The following is a 16538-nucleotide window of genomic DNA, read 5'->3' as shown; positions in this document are numbered from 1 at the left end:
TAGAAATCATTTTTTACTATTTTACAGCTCAAAGCATTCTAATGCATCATTATCTCATATACAAAAAGCAAAATGCAACCAGATTATTGAGGACATGCAAAAGAATGGAATTCCATAGGTTGTCAGAAGTCTTGTACCTTACCCCAAATGCAAATCCCATACCTAAATAGCTGATAAAGCTAGGAATAGTATAGGGACCATGAAGATAAGCAAAAAGAAGCGATGTGGCAAACAATCCAAAATAGGTATTCTTAAATACTAGCCCCTGTAACATACCTCGCATAAAGATTTCTTCCGTGACAGGTGCCAAAACACAGAGATCCACAAAAAGTACAGACCATGAAAGTGATAAACTTTGCACAGTTTGAGTTGTGTCTGATTGGGTAGGGCCTAAAAAATTGACCATAATATAAAACAGGAAAAGCAAGGCGTATGAAAGAAAACATTTTAAAATATCTTTTAGGTAGATTTTCCGAATGTGAAACAAGTCATACTTTTTTCCTACATATAAAAATAATGCAAGTTCAACAAGTGTAAAAAGGATTGATAGCGGTAATGAATTTATTCGCATGATTTTCTCTGCTATACTCAAATGAATCGGCATAAAAATCAAAATCAAGAAAAACGTCATCCAGCGCTTATACATCATTCACCTCAATTATATTGAATTACATATATTATACTATTTTTTGGTGAGATAACAAGTTAAAAGCGAAACACTAAAAGCAAAAATCCAGAGACGATCTCTGGATTTTTTTACATGTGTTTCAAGCGTTCGATTCGTTCTGAGATAGGTGGGTGGGTATAAAAGAGTTTTTGAAGTCCCCCACCTTTCTTCGGATCATTGATATAAAGAGCGCTACTGGCATCGTCAACATGGTGATGCATCGGATCGCTATTCTCCAACTTACGCAAGGCATTGATCATCCCTTGAGGATTACGAGTCAGCTCCACACTGGATGCGTCCGCTAGAAATTCCCGCTGGCGAGAGATAGCTAGTTGTACCAAGGTTGCTGCGAGAGGTGCTAGAACAATGGCTAAGAGAGAGATAACAAGCATGATAATCTCTAGACCATTTCCATCACGATCATTATCACTCCGTCTGCGGCCTGCGCCACCCCACCACATCATCCGACCAGCCATACTAGACAGAAGGGTAATGGCACTGGCAAGGGCAACAGCAATGGTCGAAATACGGATATCGTAGTTTCGGATATGACTGACTTCATGACCCATGACCGCTTCTAGCTCCTCACGATTCATGATAGCCAGAAGACCCGACGTTGCTGCGACTGCTGCATTCTGCGGATTCGAACCTGTTGCAAAGGCATTTAAAGAAGAATCCTCAATGATGAAAACACGTGGCATGGGAATCTGAGCGACCATGGCCATATCTTCCACTACATGGTAGAGGTCTGGTGCTGTTTGCTCATCAACCTCACGCGCCCCATTCATAGACATGACAATCTCTGTTGATTGAAAGATCATGGTCAGAGCGTAGATAAGACCAATAATCAAGGCAATTATCATCCCCCCAAGACCTGAGCGCATGAAGAGATAACCAACCGCATAACCAACCAAGGTCAAGAGTAGGAAGAAAACCAGCAATAAAATCCAAGTTTTTCGTTTATTACTCGCAATTTGATCAAACAACATCTTAGTCACCTAAACCGCTAAAGTCAACTTTAGGAACTGCCTTTTCCTCTTCAGGTGTTTGAAGGAAGTCTGCAGCTTTAAAGCCAAATAGTCCTGCGATGACATTGCTTGGGAAACTTTCTAGTTTTACATTGTAGTTGCTGACAACACTGTTGTAGAGTTGGCGGGAGTATGAAATTTTATTTTCTGTATTGGTCAACTCTTCTTGCAATTTGATAAAGTTAGCACTAGCTTTCAAGTCTGGGTAATTCTCTGCTACTGCAAAGATACCAGAAATCTGGCGGGTAAGGGCATCACTGGCCTTCATAGCTTCAGCTGGAGACGTTGCTGCGGCTACTTGCCTACGAAGTTCTGTCACCTTTTCCAAGGTAGAACCTTCATATTTCGCATAGCCTTTGACTGTTTCAATCAAGTTTGGGAGGAGATCATTACGACGCTTCAACTGAACATCGATCTGGCTCCAAGCCTCCTTGGTCTGCATACGATTTTTCACCAAACCGTTATAGCTAACAATCACAAAAATAACAATCAGAGCCAAAACTCCAAGAATAATCCAAGTCATAATCTTATTCCTTTCTTCTTTTAGATTACTACCAGTATATCAAATTTTTAATGAATATGGTAAAATAAGATGATACTAGAGAAGGAAACTACTATGAAACCAGAAACATTTTACAGTCTACTAGCTGAGCAAAATCTTCCACTTTCTGACCAGCAAAAGAACCAATTTGAACGCTATTTTGAACTCTTGGTCGAGTGGAATGAGAAGATTAACCTGACAGCTATTACAGACAAAGAAGAAGTCTACCTTAAACACTTTTATGATTCGATTGCACCCATCCTACAAGGCTTGATCCAAAATGAGAATATTAAACTTCTTGATATCGGAGCTGGGGCAGGATTTCCTAGTCTACCCATGAAAATCCTCTATCCTCAGTTAGATGTGACCATCATTGATTCGCTCAATAAGCGCATCAACTTCCTTCAGCTTTTGGCTCAGGAGTTGGATTTGGATGGTGTTCACTTCTACCATGGACGTGCAGAAGACTTTGCCCAAGACAAGAACTTCCGTGCCCAGTTTGATGTGGTGACGGCTCGCGCGGTTGCCCGTATGCAGGTCTTGTCTGAGCTGACCATTCCCTATCTTAAAGTCGGCGGAAAACTATTGGCACTCAAGGCCAGCAATGCTCCTGAGGAATTGCTAGAAGCTAAGAATGCCCTCAACCTCCTCTTTAGTAAGGTAGAGGACAACCTCAGCTATGCCCTGCCAAATGGAGATCCGCGCTACATCACTGTGGTCGAAAAGAAAAAGGAGACGCCTAACAAGTACCCAAGAAAGGCTGGCATGCCCAACAAACGCCCACTTTAAACAATTTACAAAATCATACCTCGCTCTCGCATTTCCGGGCTCGGGAAAAAATGATTTACAAAATCAAACCTCGCTCTCACATTTCTGGGCTCGGGAAAAATTCGTTTACAAAACGAATTTTTTCTGCTATACTATCCTAAGCAAAGGTTTTTAATGTCATCCTGTGAGGTGACGAAGGCGCAGATTTATATAAATTTTTAAAAGATAGCTATTTTTTAAAAAGTCTTACTCTGAGGGCCTATTGCTGCAAAATAATGGGCTCTTTTTTGGTGCCCAAAAGTGAGGTTTTTATGAAACAGGAATCAACTGTTGACTTGTTACTAGACGTTGATCAACGTCCTTCTGCTGGTAAAGGCATTCTTCTAAGCTTCCAGCACGTGTTTGCCATGTTTGGTGCAACCATTCTCGTTCCCTTAATTTTGGGAATGCCCGTATCGGTTGCTCTCTTCGCTTCCGGTATTGGAACACTTATCTACATGATTTCTACTGGCTTTAAGGTTCCAGTTTATCTAGGTTCTTCATTCGCCTTTATCACAGCTATGTCTCTAGCCATGAAAGAAATGGGAGGCGATGTCTCTGCTGCCCAAACTGGAGTTATCCTGACTGGTTTTGTCTACGTCCTTGTAGCAGCAAGTGTTCGTTTTGCAGGTACGAAATGGATTGATAAACTCTTGCCACCAATCATTATCGGACCTATGATCATCGTTATCGGTCTTGGTCTTGCTGGTTCTGCTGTAACGAATGCTGGACTTGTAGCAGACGGAAACTGGAAAAACGCTCTTGTAGCCGTTGTTACATTCTTGATTGCCGCCTTTATCAATACAAAAGGAAAAGGTTTCCTTCGTATCATTCCTTTCCTCTTTGCCATCATCGGTGGGTATATCTTCGCTATGATGCTTGGTTTGGTTGACTTTACCCCAGTCCTTCAAGCCAACTGGTTTGAAATTCCTGGTTTCTACTTGCCATTTAGTACAGGTGGAGCCTTTAAAGAGTACAACTTGTACTTCGGTCCTGAAACAATCGCTATCTTGCCAATCGCTATTGTAACCATTTCAGAACACATCGGAGACCACACAGTTTTAAGCCAAATCTGTGGCCGTCAATTCCTAAAAGAACCAGGACTTCACCGTACGCTTCTCGGTGACGGTATTGCGACATCTGTATCTGCTTTCCTCGGTGGACCAGCCAATACGACCTACGGAGAAAATACAGGAGTTATCGGGATGACTCGTATCGCTTCTGTCTCTGTTATCCGTAACGCGGCCTTCATCGCCATTGCTCTTAGCTTCCTTGGTAAATTTACTGCCTTGATTTCAACCATTCCAAATGCTGTGCTTGGTGGCATGTCCATCCTTCTCTACGGAGTTATCGCCAGCAACGGTCTAAAAGTTTTGATTAAAGAGCGCGTTGACTTCAGTCAAATGCGTAACCTCATCATCGCAAGTGCCATGTTAGTACTTGGACTTGGTGGAGCTATCCTCAAACTTGGCCCAGTTACACTTTCAGGTACTGCTCTATCAGCCATGACAGGAATTATCTTGAACTTGATTTTGCCACACGAAAATAAAGACTAATAATCTATACACACAAAATCCACTCGATTGAGTGGATTTTTTAATTACTTACTCTTTATCTCCAGCAGTAAATCTTTCAATGAAATAATGGTCACGGCTAGTAAAATCATGGCCATACCGACAAAATCAATCGCATAGAATTGCTCCTTCATAATTAAAAAGGCAAAGAAAACGGCTGAAATTGGCTCTATGGAAGCCAATAAACTAGACTTAACAGGGCCTATCAGACTAGCTCCTTTTAGGAAAGCTGTATAGGCAAAAACCGTTCCGATGATGATAATCCCAGCAAATGCAAAGAGAAAATCTAGGCTAGTCGGTATGCTGGCCTGTAAGACTCCTGTGAAGGGAAGAGCCACCACACCAGAAATAACCATCCCGACACCAATCACCAAAATACTGCCCCACTTCTTAATCAAAGCGATGGGAAGGATAATATAGAGAGCATAGGTCAAGGCTGAAAAGAGGCCCCAGAAAAGTCCAGCAGGTGTGACAGACAACTGGTCAAGTTCCCCATGTGTCACGATAAGAAACGTTCCTCCAATTGCTAAACCAATTGAAATAATCTCAGCCAGAGTAGGCGCCACCTTGTCCTTGATACAAGTATAAACCAAGATCCCAACTGGGCATACATACTGGAGAACTGTCGCCGTCCCAGCATTGGTTTCCTGAATGGCAGAAAGATAGGCGAACTGGTTTAAGAAAAGCCCGAACAAGGCAAATAACAGCAGAGATAAAAGACTTTTTCTGTCTTTTAAAAAAGCATAGAGTTTATCCTTTGAAGTCGTATAGGATAAGAACACCAGTGCCAAGCCTGCAATGATAAGTCGCAAATTAGTCAAGACTAGAGCGGAAATCCCGTGTACCATCAGGTATTGACCACTGGTTCCAGACAAGCCCCAAGCAATCCCTGCCACTACTGTATACAGGGTTCCTTTTACGGTTTTTGACATGCTTCTCCCTACTCCCCTTGACGAATCATTTCCATGACTTGGTTTCGATCGACTATCCACTGGGCACGCTCATCCTTCTCATACGTTCGATTGGATAAAAAGATAGCCGCCTCCTGCTTATCCCGATTCCACATGATGAAGGTACCTGTATATCCCGTATGGTCGAGCCAAGCTCCTTCCAGATTCCAGGCTAGGGAACGCTCCTTATCATCTAAAGGAGAAAAATTTCGGCTCAATTCTGCAGCAAAATCATCTTTCAAGTAATGTTCCAGGAAGATCTGCAAATCCTTAACAGTCGAAAACAAACCAGCACTTCCTGCGTGTTTCCCTAATAGACGGGCTTTGGGATCATGAATGTTTCCGGCCTCTACTCCTCTCACTGTTGGTACAGCTTGCTCAACGGGGCCGAACTTGGTTCCCATCATTCCCCATGGTTTCAAAACTTGTTCTTCTATAATCTGATCCAAGTCTTGGTCAAAGATTTTTTCCAAAAGAAAGCCCAAGAGTAAAAAGTGAACGTCTGAGTATAGAAAAGCAGGCTGACTTCGTCTGTTGAGGTGAAACATGGCTTCTCTCAATTCCTCTGCACTTAACTTGTCACGGTTGGGAATGAAGGGGTCTAAATCTGTAGCATGGGTCAGAAGCTGCCGTATAGTGATATCAGGATAATCACACTCCGGTAAAAAATCCGTCACCGGTCGATCAATATCTAATTTGCCCTGCTGCCACAAGAAGGTAAAAACCGTCCCCACTCCCACGACCTTACTCACACTGGCTAGATCATAAACCAAACCGCTTTCTGTCTTCAAGTCTCGTTCTGAATCACTCAATCCTAGATAAGACTCTTTCCATTCACCATCCTTATAATACGCAAAAGAGGCCCCGGGATAAATCCCTGCCTCGATTTGATTTTCTATTTTTCTTAGAATTTTTTCCAACTTCATGCTTCTTCAAACCACAATTCAATGTTATTGGTATCTTTACCAAGGAAGAATTTTTCAGACTTAGGGACAAAGTAGCCTGTCTTTTCAAATTTCTGACGAAGACTGGTTAGATCAAAATTTCTTACTAAAAATTTCAACATCGTCAGGTCCCAAGTGACATTGTTTTCAACAGCCAAATCTGGCCCTTGCCCTTTAGTAAAGGTAATTGCTGGCGCTACTCCTTCAGGATCAAGTAAACTCTCTGTCCCCTCAGGCAAATGCAACTCCGTAGAAACCTCAAATTGGCTCACGTATTTTATACTTGTATTTGAATAAAATTCAGGAACAGTTTCCAGTGGAACCAAATCTCTTATATCATCTTCTGCATGAACAAGGATCACATCCTCTTCAGGAGAAACAATCTCAAAAGCATACCCACGGTTTCCTTTAAATAGACGAGGAAGAGACTTCATCTGAGAAAGAAGAGCTTCAATTTCAGAAGGATTCTCAACCTTTATCAAGAGTCTAGCTAGCTTCTTAAGTCCTTCAACTTTGCGTGTTCGCATGCTTGGAGCCTCTTCTAAAATCAATCTCTCCGTAGCTGTCTGATCACCTAGAGAAATAAAGGCAGACTCTTCCAGCAAAGGTTTCATCCCCAGGGTTTCAATGTAAAATTTTTCATTTAATTTTCGATTATTAACTTTCAAAGTCGGAACGATCCGAACAATCTCATTCACATTCATATATTCCTCCAACTCTTTTATTTTAAAGGATTTTCGAATATTTTACAAGCCATATCTATTTTATTTAGAAATTTTACAAGAAAAAAACTGGGATTCCCCAGTTTCATTTCTTATAGGTAAAGTAGTTTGAATAGTGCTACTGCCGCAATACCCGCTGCAATTGGAGCTACAACTGGAACCCATGCATACCACCATTTTGAATCACCCTTGTGTTGACCAAGAACTGATTTTGGAAGGAGTTCGTGAAGAAGACGAGGTCCAAAGTCACGAGCTGGGTTCAAACCAGGACCAGTAGGTCCACCAAGTGAAGTTACCAAGGCCATTACTAGGAAACCAAGTGCCAAGTGCGCAACTGAGATCCCAGCAGCTGTATGTGGAGCTACTTGAGCTTTCACTGCCAATTCACTTAAATCAACAGTTTGTCCAGCTTGAGTAGCCATTTGTTTCATGTATTGAAGAACCTCTGCACCAAAGAAGTTTTTAGTCAAACCAAGTGCTGCAAAGAAAAGAACAAATGAACCTACAAACTCATTGAGGAAGCCGTTAACAGTAGCTGCAAAACGTGATTCTTTTGTACCGTGGTCAATGCTTGAAATTGTTGAGAAGGTACCCAAGATATTGTTAGGGTTCTCTGTCTTCAAGTAGTAAGGACGGTGAGTCGCTACAACCAAAGCTTGACCGAAGATTGCTCCCAAAACTTGTGCTAGGATGTAAAATGGAACTTGATCCCAAGAGAAAAGACCACTAACAGCAAGTCCAAGAGTGAAAGCTGGGTTGATGTGGTTACCAGATACGTTACCAAACATCAAGGCTGGGATCATAACCCCCATACCGTAACCAACCGCGATAACGAGCCAGCCACTTTGGTGACCTTTCGTACCTTTAAGTTCAACGTTAGCAACTGCACCATTACCAAGAATGATCAAAATAGCAGTTCCCAAGAATTCTGTGGCATATTTAATAGCCCATGTAAAATCCATTTGATAGATTCTCCTTAAATTTTTTTAGACAATCCTTATTCTATCAATTTTTAGGCCTTTTAGCAATATCTTTTCTAAAAGAATCTATGGAAAACGCTTTATTTAACTTATCTTTAAGAAAAGGACAAAAGAAGTCAAACTCCTTTTGTCCTAATCGTTATTCTTGACGTTGACCAAAATCTGCAATCATCTGCTCCATCTCTTGGCGACTCGGAGTGGTCAACATATAAAGGTAGTCCCCTTGTAGCTCTGCAAAGGCTGCTGGCATGATTTTTTTGACCTTGAATTGCTGGCTGTACTTAGCAAGAAGGTTCTCTTCTGAATAGACATAATTTGCATTGGCACGACGTGATGTAGCTAAACAGTATTGTGGTTCAAACTCTGATGCTGGGAACTCTTCACCTGCAACAATCGCCGCATAACCTCGGTAGAGATCCAAGGAGTGAGCGAAGTTATACACATCAATGGTAAAGCCACCTGCAGGACGGTTATTGTACTCAATGGCAATGTAGTCGTCCCCGTCACGGAAAAACTCGATATGGAAAAAGCGCTCTTTCATACCAAATTCCTTGACAATGGCCTCGCCATACTTACGCAGTTTGGGATCCATATCCTTGAGCACATAGTAGGAATTGTCCATCTTATAAATCATCAGATCAAGTGGTGTATGGGCATAATCGAAAGTCGTTGAAAAGACGATGTTGCCATCCTTGTCCACAAGTCCGTCAAAAGTACAGATTTCGCTAGAAGTGACAAATTTCTCAAAGAAATACACGGTTGAATGGTCCCATTCAGCCTTAAAGTGATTTACATCGTCTTCTGTCTCAAGCTTAAAGGTTGCTGCCGCTCCCACTCCATTGTCAGGTTTGGCAATCATTGGTAGACCGATTTCGTTCACTGCTTTATCCACATCTGCTTCCGTATGGATAACAGCTCCAGGTACCACAGGGACACCTGCTTTTTTGAAAAGTTTCTTCATCTCAGACTTAAACTTGGTCTTTTTGAGATCCTCTGGTTTGGCACCAAAAACATTGAATTGCTCACGAAGTGCTGCATCCAGCTCAAGCCAGTATTCATTGTGGGACTCGATGCGGTCGATTGGTCCATGCTTGTAGAACAGAAAGGCAACAGCACGCTTGACTTCGTCTATGTTCTCAAGATTGTCCACACGGAAATACTCGGTCAGGCTATTGCGCAAAGGTTCATCTAGTTGTTCGTAAGGTTCTTGACCAATCCCCAAGACTGTAATGCCTTTATTGGCTAGCTCGATTGTAAACTGTTGGAAGTTTTGCGGATAGTAGGGAGAAATAACAAGGTAATTCATAGGCAACTCCTTTTATAGATACAGGTGTCCAAGAAAATAGGGCATTTGTTTACGCCACCATTCCCAGTCGTGAGCGACATCGTGTCCCCATTCAGCAAACCAGGCTGGAATTTGTTTCTGGTCAAAGGCTTCTTTAAGCTTGTAGAAGGATGGCAGACCATCTTGTTCCCAAGCACCGAGACCCGTACAGACGACAATCTCCGCCTGACGGTAACGATCGATAAACCATCCGTCGTTTTGATTCCAGATATAATCTACAGGTGAGTTTTGGTAAATTGCATCGTCATTGTAGTAATCGCCAACGAAGAAACGTGCGTCGTAAACACCACTGAGGGCAATCACCTTGGTAAAGACATCTGGATGCTGAAGAAAGAAATTGAGTGCATGATAGGCCCCCATCGAGCAACCTGTCGTCATCATGCCATCAAACCAACCTGTCTTGTGCTTGATAAAAGGAATGGCCTCCTCAATCACATAGCGTTCGTAGGCGCGGTGCATCTCCGCCTGGTCATGACCATTTTTCCAAGTAGCCAGCCAGCTCTCACTGTCAACACTGGAGAGAGTAAAGAACTGCACTCGCCCTTCCTCGATAAAGGAAGCACAGGCGTCAATCATGCCAAAATCATAGTATTCGTTGTGACTACCACCAGATGAAGCAAAAACAACAACTGGAATCCCAGCGTGTCCATAACGGTTAAGGTACATTTCACGGTTGAGGTGACCACTCCAGTGGCTGAGGTTTTCAATATGCATTGGCTTTCTCCTTTCTTAACTTACCATTTCTCTGCAAAAAATCGGAGACAGTCTGGTAAATTTTCCGACCAAGGTATTTCACTATGGATAGCACCAGACTGAACTTTCAAGACAAGATTATCCAAGTGTACTCCACCTGCAATCAAATCACGGTAATAACGAAGCGACGAGTCGATATAGGCTTGCTTGATATTGCCAGCCATCAAGGTCTTGTCCGTATCGTCTGCTTCTTCTGTTCCTACATAGATGAAAATGCGCTGTTCAGGCGACAATTTCTTACGCTCGATATAGCGGTTAAAGGCTTCTTGGTGAAGCCAGTTAGCAGATGAGAAGACACCTAGACAACCAATTCGGTCTTGGTACTCTAGTCCGATAAACTGGGTAATATTGCCTCCTAGTGAAGAGCCAATCATAGCCGTATGCTGCCGATCAGCTTTAGTACGGTAGGTCTCATCGATAAAAGGCTTGACCACCTCCATGACAAACTCGGCATACTCCACACCCTTACCGCCAAACTGCTGGCCTGGGATAGGAGATTCTTGAAACTTCCAAGCCGCATACTCATTCATCCGCCCCATGCCGTCATTATCTATAGCAACGACAATCATGCGACTGATGTCAGGATTTCGTTTAATAGCTGGAATAATCTTCCAAGAGTGTCCAATATAAGACTCCTTACTGTAAAAGACATTTTGCCCATCATGAAAGTAAACAACTGGGTAAAAACGGTCGGTGTCTTTCTCGTAGTCCTTAGGCAGAAGCACACGCACACGACGCTCTTTTCCTGTATAAGGAACCTTGAGTTTATGTTCTTTCATTTTTAAGTAAAAGTAGGAATGATTCATTGTCAGAAAACTCTCTATATTCAAAATTTTATCTCATTATACCATAAAAATAGAAAAAAAGTCAGTAAATGTCCATTTTAAGGATAAATAACTAACTTTTTTCATTTAATATTCTAAATTCTTCTGGTTTTTCTGATTAGAGGAGATTATCAATTAACTCATCGACAGCATCTTTTTCAGCTTGAGGTGTGATCTTAGTGATCATAATCCCTGCCACTGCTCGCTCAACCAATCCTTCAACATCCATGCGTTTTTCATACTGCTCTGCATTCTCTATCTTAGGATTGGTCTTAGGACGGTCAGGCGCAAAAATAGTACAGCAGTCTTCAAAAGGCTGGATTGAAATTTCAAAGGTATCGATTTCCTGCGCGATGTCAATGATTTCCAACTTGTCCATGGTAACCACGGGACGAATGACTGGTGTGCTGGTCACAGCGTTGATAGTCTGCATGCTTTCCAAGGTCTGGCTGGCTACTTGACCAAGACTTTCTCCATTGATGATAATTAAACCATTTCGTATCTCACGAATACGGTCGGTAATCCGCATCATAAAACGACGGGTCAAGGTCATGAGGTAGGCTTCTGGCGCTTTAGCCTTGATTTCCTCTTGAATCTCTGTAAAAGGCACCTCGATAAACTGGATATTGCCCCCAAACTTGGTCAATTTCCGAGTCAAATCGTGGGCTTTCTTGAGGGCACCAGGACTTGTGTATGGCGGGCTAGCAAAGTGAACCGCCTCAATATCTACCCCTCGTTTAAGAGCTAGATAACCAGCTACAGGTGAGTCAATTCCTCCTGACAACATGAGCATACCTTTACCAGAACTTCCCACAGGTAATCCTCCTGCTCCACGAAAAGTTTCATAGGAAAGATAGGCAGCCTCTTCACGAATCTCAACCTGAAGATTAATATCTGGATTTTTCATCTGAGCTTGCACGTTTGGAATAGCCTCGAAAACAGCTCCACCAAGAGTTTGATTCAGTTCACGACTGTCGAGTTCAAAGTTGTGGTCGCTACGCTTACTAGTGATTTTAAAGGTCATCCCTTCCTTATAGATTTCCTTCATAATCTCTTGGACAGCAGACTTCAGAACGTCCACTGACTTTTCAATCTTATACACAGGAGAAAAATTTTGAATTCCAAAGACTTGTTTGAGCGATTCTGCAACTGCTGTGTAATCTGCTCCATTGAGGTAAGCGTGGGCACGGTCGCGATCTGCGGTTACCTTAACTTGAGGATAGATAGACAAAACGTCTGAAATATTATTACGAAGTTTATTAATGAAACGCATACGATTTTTGTGTTTGGTTGACAATTCTCCGTATCGAATCATAATTTCTGAATACTGCATAAATGCTCCTATCTTACTTTTCTAGTTTGATTGTAAATTAATTTTAACTTGGTCAAAAACTGCTCGACTTGACTCATATCATTTTCCAAGTCTAGGCTTAGGCGAACAGCTGACTGGGCCTTATCCTTGTCCACTCCCATGGCAATCAAGGTCCCTGCGGGTTTTCCTGCCTTGGACGAACAAGCAGAGGTTGTGGAAATGAAAATATCATAATCTTCAAAGGCATGAACGATGACTTCTCCACGAACCCCCTTAATCCCAAAAGTCAGGATATGAGGGGCAAAGTCTTCCTCATCCGAAAAGACGAAAATGTCTGGATAGTCCAGAAGGGCTTGGCGAATGACTGCCTTCATCTGTCCTGTCTTGCTAGTAAAGAGATCTAACTTTTCCATAACCAAACGAAGAGCTTTGGCTGTCGCTGCAATCCCTGCTACATTTTCAGTTGTCGAACGATAGTCTCGCTCCTGACCACCACCAGTCAACAAAGGCGTAATCTTCTTACCAGACTTGATATAGACAAAGCCAACTCCTCGCACACCATGAAACTTATGGCTCGAAAAGGTTGCAAAATCCACCCGATCCGTCAGGTATTTTTCAGTCGGAATCTTAGCAAGTGCCTGAACTGCATCAACGTGGAAGGAAATAGTCGGCTTATCTTCTAACAGTTTCGAAATAGCCTCAATGGGCTGGATAGAGCCGATTTCGTTGTTAACTGCCATAATGGAGACGAGAGTCGTATCAGGACGTATCAAATCTGCTAACGCTTCAACATCCACAAATCCTTTCTCATCAACTGGAGTAAAATCTATCTCAAAACCTTGACTTTTCAGCCAAAGGGCTGATTCCTTGACTGCTGGATGTTCAATAGCTGACACGATGATGTGCTTGCCAAACTGGGCTTTTTCAAAGGCCACACCCTTGATGACCCAGTTATCCCCTTCTGTTCCACCAGAGGTAAAGAAGATTTCATCACTTTTCTTGCCAATCAAATCTGCAATTTGCTGCCGGGAAGCATCTAAAATTCGTGTTGCTTGGTCGCCCAAACGATGGAGACTAGATGGATTTCCTACAATTTTTGAAGCGACCTGCATATAGGTCTCTAGTGCTTCAGGATAAGGCTTGGTTGTCGCCGAATTATCAAAGTAGATCATGTTTTCTCACGCTTTCTAAAATCACTCCTTCTATTGTATCACGAAAAGAGACCTGCGACAAGAAAGGGAAGTTTCTCTTTTTTTAAGATTTTTTTAAAGAAATGAGGTATAATAAATCATAATCAAAGGAGAGTATCATGTCTAATTATCGTAGAACTTCTAATAAATCAAAAACTGAACACATTAAAAAAGGATTTACTGTCTTTCAAAAAACGATTGCTACCATCGGTAGTATCCTTGGTCTCATCACCGCTACTATCACCATCATGAACGCCATGGATAATAACAAAAACAACAAAAAAGAACCGACGACAACCCAAACAACTGTTGTCAAGGAAATTCAAAAGGAATCCCCTCAGGAAAATACTACACCTAACAAGGACAACACTTCTACTAAAGAAAATACCACGCAAGAAGAAACTTCTCAATCCAATAAAAAAGAGGAGAAAAAAGAAGAACAGAAAACAACAACTCAGGACTCTTCTACACCAGCTACAAATAAAGAAACAAGTGATAATGGAACACAGTCAAATACGACGAGTTCTGAAACTAAAACGAACCAGTAATCACCAAAATAGCTTCTTTCCAAATTTGGAAAGAAGCTATTTTTTTATTGTTGCAATACTTTTCGTGGTTTGGTTCCCTCAGCTGGACCGATAACACCTGCCATTTCGAGTTCTTCCATCAGGCGGGTCGCACGGTTAAATCCAACCGACAAACGGCGCTGAATCATGGAGGCACTGGCTTTCTGCGTCTCGATAACCAGAGCCTTGGCTTCTTCAAAGAGCGGATCGCCACCAGCTTCACCGTCAGAGAAATCTCCTTCATTATCTGGGACGTCTCCTGGATCAAAGCTATCATCATAATCCGCATCAGCCTGCGCCTTGATGAAGTTTACGATGCGTTCAACATCATCATCAGAGATAAAGGATCCTTGCAGACGGACTGGATGATTTTCATCAATTGGTTTAAAGAGCATGTCTCCTCGACCAAGCAGTTTTTCAGCGCCATTCTCATCCAAGATGGTTCGTGAATCTGTTCCCGATGAAACTGCAAAAGCCACACGAGATGGGACATTGGCCTTGATAAGACCAGAGATGACATCGACTGATGGACGCTGTGTTGCGAGAATCATGTGAATCCCTGCAGCACGCGCCTTCTGTCCGAGACGAATGATAGCATCTTCCACTTCCTTGCTAGCCACCATCATAAGGTCAGCCAACTCATCCACAATGACAACAATCAAAGGTAGGGGTATTTGTTTGTACTCAGATTGGCTATTAAATTCCTCGACCTTGGCATTGTAACCAGCGATATTTCGTACTCCAACCTTAGCAAAGAGTTCATAACGGTTTTCCATCTCATCCACCACCTTTTGGAGAGCCTTGCTGGCCTTGCGTGGATTGGTTACAACTGGAATCAAGAGGTGAGGAATGTCATTGTACACCGATAACTCAACCATCTTTGGATCCACCATCATAAACTTGACCTGGTCGGGTCTTGCTTTCATAAGAATGCTCGCGATAATACCGTTAACTGCGACTGACTTCCCTGATCCCGTCGAACCTGCAACGAGTAGGTGGGGCATCTTGGAAAGGTCAAAGGTGCGAGCAGTTCCATTGACAGCCTTACCCAGAGGAATTTCGAGGAGATTTTCTGGTTTAGTTTGAGACTGTTCCCAGAGTTCACGGAAGGAAACGGTCGCAATCTCAGAGTTGGGTACTTCAATTCCGACTAAGGATTTACCAGGGATCGGAGCCTCAATCCGAACATCCTTAGCTGCTAGAGCTAGCGCTAAGTCGTCTGCCAGATTGGAAATGCGGTTAACCCGTACACCGACTGCTGGCTTGACTTCATACTTGGTAACTGATGGTCCTATTTCAGCCCGTTCCACCGTCACCTTGATACCAAAGCTAGCAAAGGTTTCTTCTAGGATTTTGATATTTTCTCGAACAATCTTCTTTTCCTTGGACTGATCTTTGGGTTTATCTGGCGCAAAGAGTTGCAAGCTTGGTAGCTTGTATTCAAGGGCTTCCTTGGCAGAAAAATCAACCTGCACCTCTTCATCCTCAAAGTCTTCTTCCATATCTGGAACGTCAAAATCAGTTTGAGGGAGGATAATCTCCGGTTCGATCCATTCTTCCTCAGGAATTGGGTGGAAATCGTAGTCTGGTACCTCTGATAAGATTTCTCCCGTTTCAGGATCTACAGGAGGAAGCGGTAATGCATCCTGTTCTTCTTGTTCTCTCTGAATTCTGGCGGCTTCTTCAGCTTCTTGACGAGCCTTCTCTTCTTCTCTCTTGATGAAGCGTTCCTGTTTTCTCTGTTCCTGTTTTTCCATGAAGGATCTGAACTGAGCTCCAATAAAGGCTGCAACATCATAAATAGACCAAGGACTAACTAAGAGTGCCCCAACTAGAATCAAGAGAACTCCAATAAAGTACGACCCGATATTGGAGAAAAGAAAGGCTATGGGGATATAAAGTCCAACACCAAGCAGGCCTCCACCAGCGAAGCTAGTCACCCGCATACCAGTCAGGTCCGTCATAACTTGAGACAGGGTCCCTTTTAGAACTGATTGCTCCAAGCCATATTTCCATACCAAGTAGGCCTCAAAAATCAAAAGCAATCCAGCGAAGATACAGAGAAATCCTGACAGAAGTCCCTCTTGCTTGCGGATCCATTTAAAAAGAAAAAGATAGATGAGGAGGCCACCAATGGCCACATAGGCCAAACTTCCGACAACCAGTCGAATGAGATTGTAAAGAGTGACACCTGCTGCACCGAGTTTGAGGGCTGCAATAATCAATAACAAGGCGATTCCTAAGGAAATCAACATCCTCTGGATAGCCTGTTTTCTTTCGAGCTCTGCTTTAGACGGTCTCCGTCTTGTTTTTGTAGTATTCTTGTTTGCCATTC

General features: G+C 42.6%; 16 protein-coding genes. 3 read left to right on the top strand and 13 right to left on the bottom strand.

Annotated features, from left to right (window positions below; genetic code table 11):
* Positions 1-49: 49 nt before the first annotated feature.
* The 3 genes from FD735_RS03515 to FD735_RS03505 all read right to left on the bottom strand — a co-directional run bounded on the left by FD735_RS03515 (position 50) and on the right by FD735_RS03505 (position 2218).
* Positions 50-649: a CPBP family intramembrane glutamic endopeptidase gene (locus FD735_RS03515; RefSeq protein WP_255296294.1), complete on the bottom strand. Its 600-nt coding sequence runs from the start codon at positions 647-649 to the stop codon at positions 50-52.
* Positions 650-756: 107 nt separating this feature from the next.
* Positions 757-1656, bottom strand: coding sequence for a zinc metalloprotease HtpX (gene htpX / locus FD735_RS03510; protein ID WP_139658485.1), 900 nt, complete (start codon positions 1654-1656; stop codon positions 757-759).
* A gap of 1 nt (position 1657) precedes the next feature.
* Positions 1658-2218 (bottom strand): LemA family protein, encoded by a 561-nt coding sequence (locus FD735_RS03505; protein ID WP_000219840.1) that lies wholly within the window; start codon positions 2216-2218, stop codon positions 1658-1660.
* Between the two features lie 93 nt (positions 2219-2311).
* On the opposite strand from FD735_RS03505, the gene rsmG reads away from it, so the two are divergent.
* Together rsmG and FD735_RS03495 are read left to right on the top strand one after the other, a co-directional pair.
* On the top strand, positions 2312-3025 hold the full coding sequence (gene rsmG, locus FD735_RS03500; RefSeq protein ID WP_139658484.1) for a 16S rRNA (guanine(527)-N(7))-methyltransferase RsmG: 714 nt from the start codon (positions 2312-2314) through the stop codon (positions 3023-3025).
* A 290-nt stretch (positions 3026-3315) separates the two neighbouring features.
* Positions 3316-4599 (top strand): uracil-xanthine permease family protein, encoded by a 1284-nt coding sequence (locus FD735_RS03495; protein WP_049506041.1) that lies wholly within the window; start codon positions 3316-3318, stop codon positions 4597-4599.
* A gap of 44 nt (positions 4600-4643) precedes the next feature.
* Here the strand turns inward: FD735_RS03495 and FD735_RS03490 are convergent, their stop codons facing one another.
* From FD735_RS03490 to FD735_RS03450, 9 genes are all read right to left on the bottom strand, one after another.
* The gene (locus FD735_RS03490; protein ID WP_139658483.1) at positions 4644-5549 is read right to left on the bottom strand and encodes a DMT family transporter; all 906 of its coding nucleotides are present in this window, start codon (positions 5547-5549) and stop codon (positions 4644-4646) included.
* Between the two features lie 8 nt (positions 5550-5557).
* Positions 5558-6493, bottom strand: a complete 936-nt coding sequence (locus FD735_RS03485; RefSeq protein ID WP_139658481.1) for a serine hydrolase domain-containing protein — start codon at positions 6491-6493, stop codon at positions 5558-5560.
* Positions 6490-7215, bottom strand: coding sequence for a CppA N-terminal domain-containing protein (locus FD735_RS03480; protein WP_139658480.1), 726 nt, complete (start codon positions 7213-7215; stop codon positions 6490-6492). Before FD735_RS03480 ends, FD735_RS03485 begins: the two co-directional genes overlap by 4 nt.
* A 110-nt stretch (positions 7216-7325) precedes the next feature.
* Positions 7326-8195, bottom strand: a complete 870-nt coding sequence (gene gla / locus FD735_RS03475) for an aquaglyceroporin Gla (RefSeq protein WP_049477633.1) — start codon at positions 8193-8195, stop codon at positions 7326-7328.
* Between the two features lie 157 nt (positions 8196-8352).
* Complete coding sequence (locus FD735_RS03470) at positions 8353-9519, bottom strand: acetyl-CoA carboxylase biotin carboxylase subunit family protein (protein WP_139658479.1); 1167 nt, start codon at positions 9517-9519, stop codon at positions 8353-8355.
* Between the two features lie 12 nt (positions 9520-9531).
* Positions 9532-10272, bottom strand: a complete 741-nt coding sequence (locus tag FD735_RS03465) for an esterase family protein (RefSeq protein ID WP_042902431.1) — start codon at positions 10270-10272, stop codon at positions 9532-9534.
* A 20-nt stretch (positions 10273-10292) separates the two neighbouring features.
* On the bottom strand, positions 10293-11117 hold the full coding sequence (locus FD735_RS03460; RefSeq protein WP_001016817.1) for an alpha/beta hydrolase: 825 nt from the start codon (positions 11115-11117) through the stop codon (positions 10293-10295).
* Between the two features lie 136 nt (positions 11118-11253).
* Positions 11254-12468 (bottom strand): tRNA uracil 4-sulfurtransferase ThiI, encoded by a 1215-nt coding sequence (gene thiI, locus FD735_RS03455; protein ID WP_139658478.1) that lies wholly within the window; start codon positions 12466-12468, stop codon positions 11254-11256.
* 8 nt (positions 12469-12476) lie between these two features.
* On the bottom strand, positions 12477-13619 hold the full coding sequence (locus tag FD735_RS03450) for a cysteine desulfurase family protein (protein WP_139658477.1): 1143 nt from the start codon (positions 13617-13619) through the stop codon (positions 12477-12479).
* 137 nt (positions 13620-13756) lie between these two features.
* On the opposite strand from FD735_RS03450, the gene FD735_RS03445 reads away from it, so the two are divergent.
* On the top strand, positions 13757-14185 hold the full coding sequence (locus FD735_RS03445; RefSeq protein ID WP_125397933.1) for a DUF6556 family protein: 429 nt from the start codon (positions 13757-13759) through the stop codon (positions 14183-14185).
* A 44-nt stretch (positions 14186-14229) separates the two neighbouring features.
* Here the strand turns inward: FD735_RS03445 and FD735_RS03440 are convergent, their stop codons facing one another.
* Entirely contained in the window at positions 14230-16536 is a 2307-nt protein-coding gene (locus tag FD735_RS03440) for a DNA translocase FtsK (RefSeq protein WP_139658476.1), read from the bottom strand.
* Positions 16537-16538: the final 2 nt, after the last annotated feature.

This window comes from Streptococcus sp. 1643 (assembly GCF_006228325.1).
In the GTDB taxonomy this organism is placed as follows: Bacteria; Bacillota; Bacilli; order Lactobacillales; family Streptococcaceae; genus Streptococcus.
This window is presented reverse-complemented; position numbering and strand designations above follow the sequence as displayed.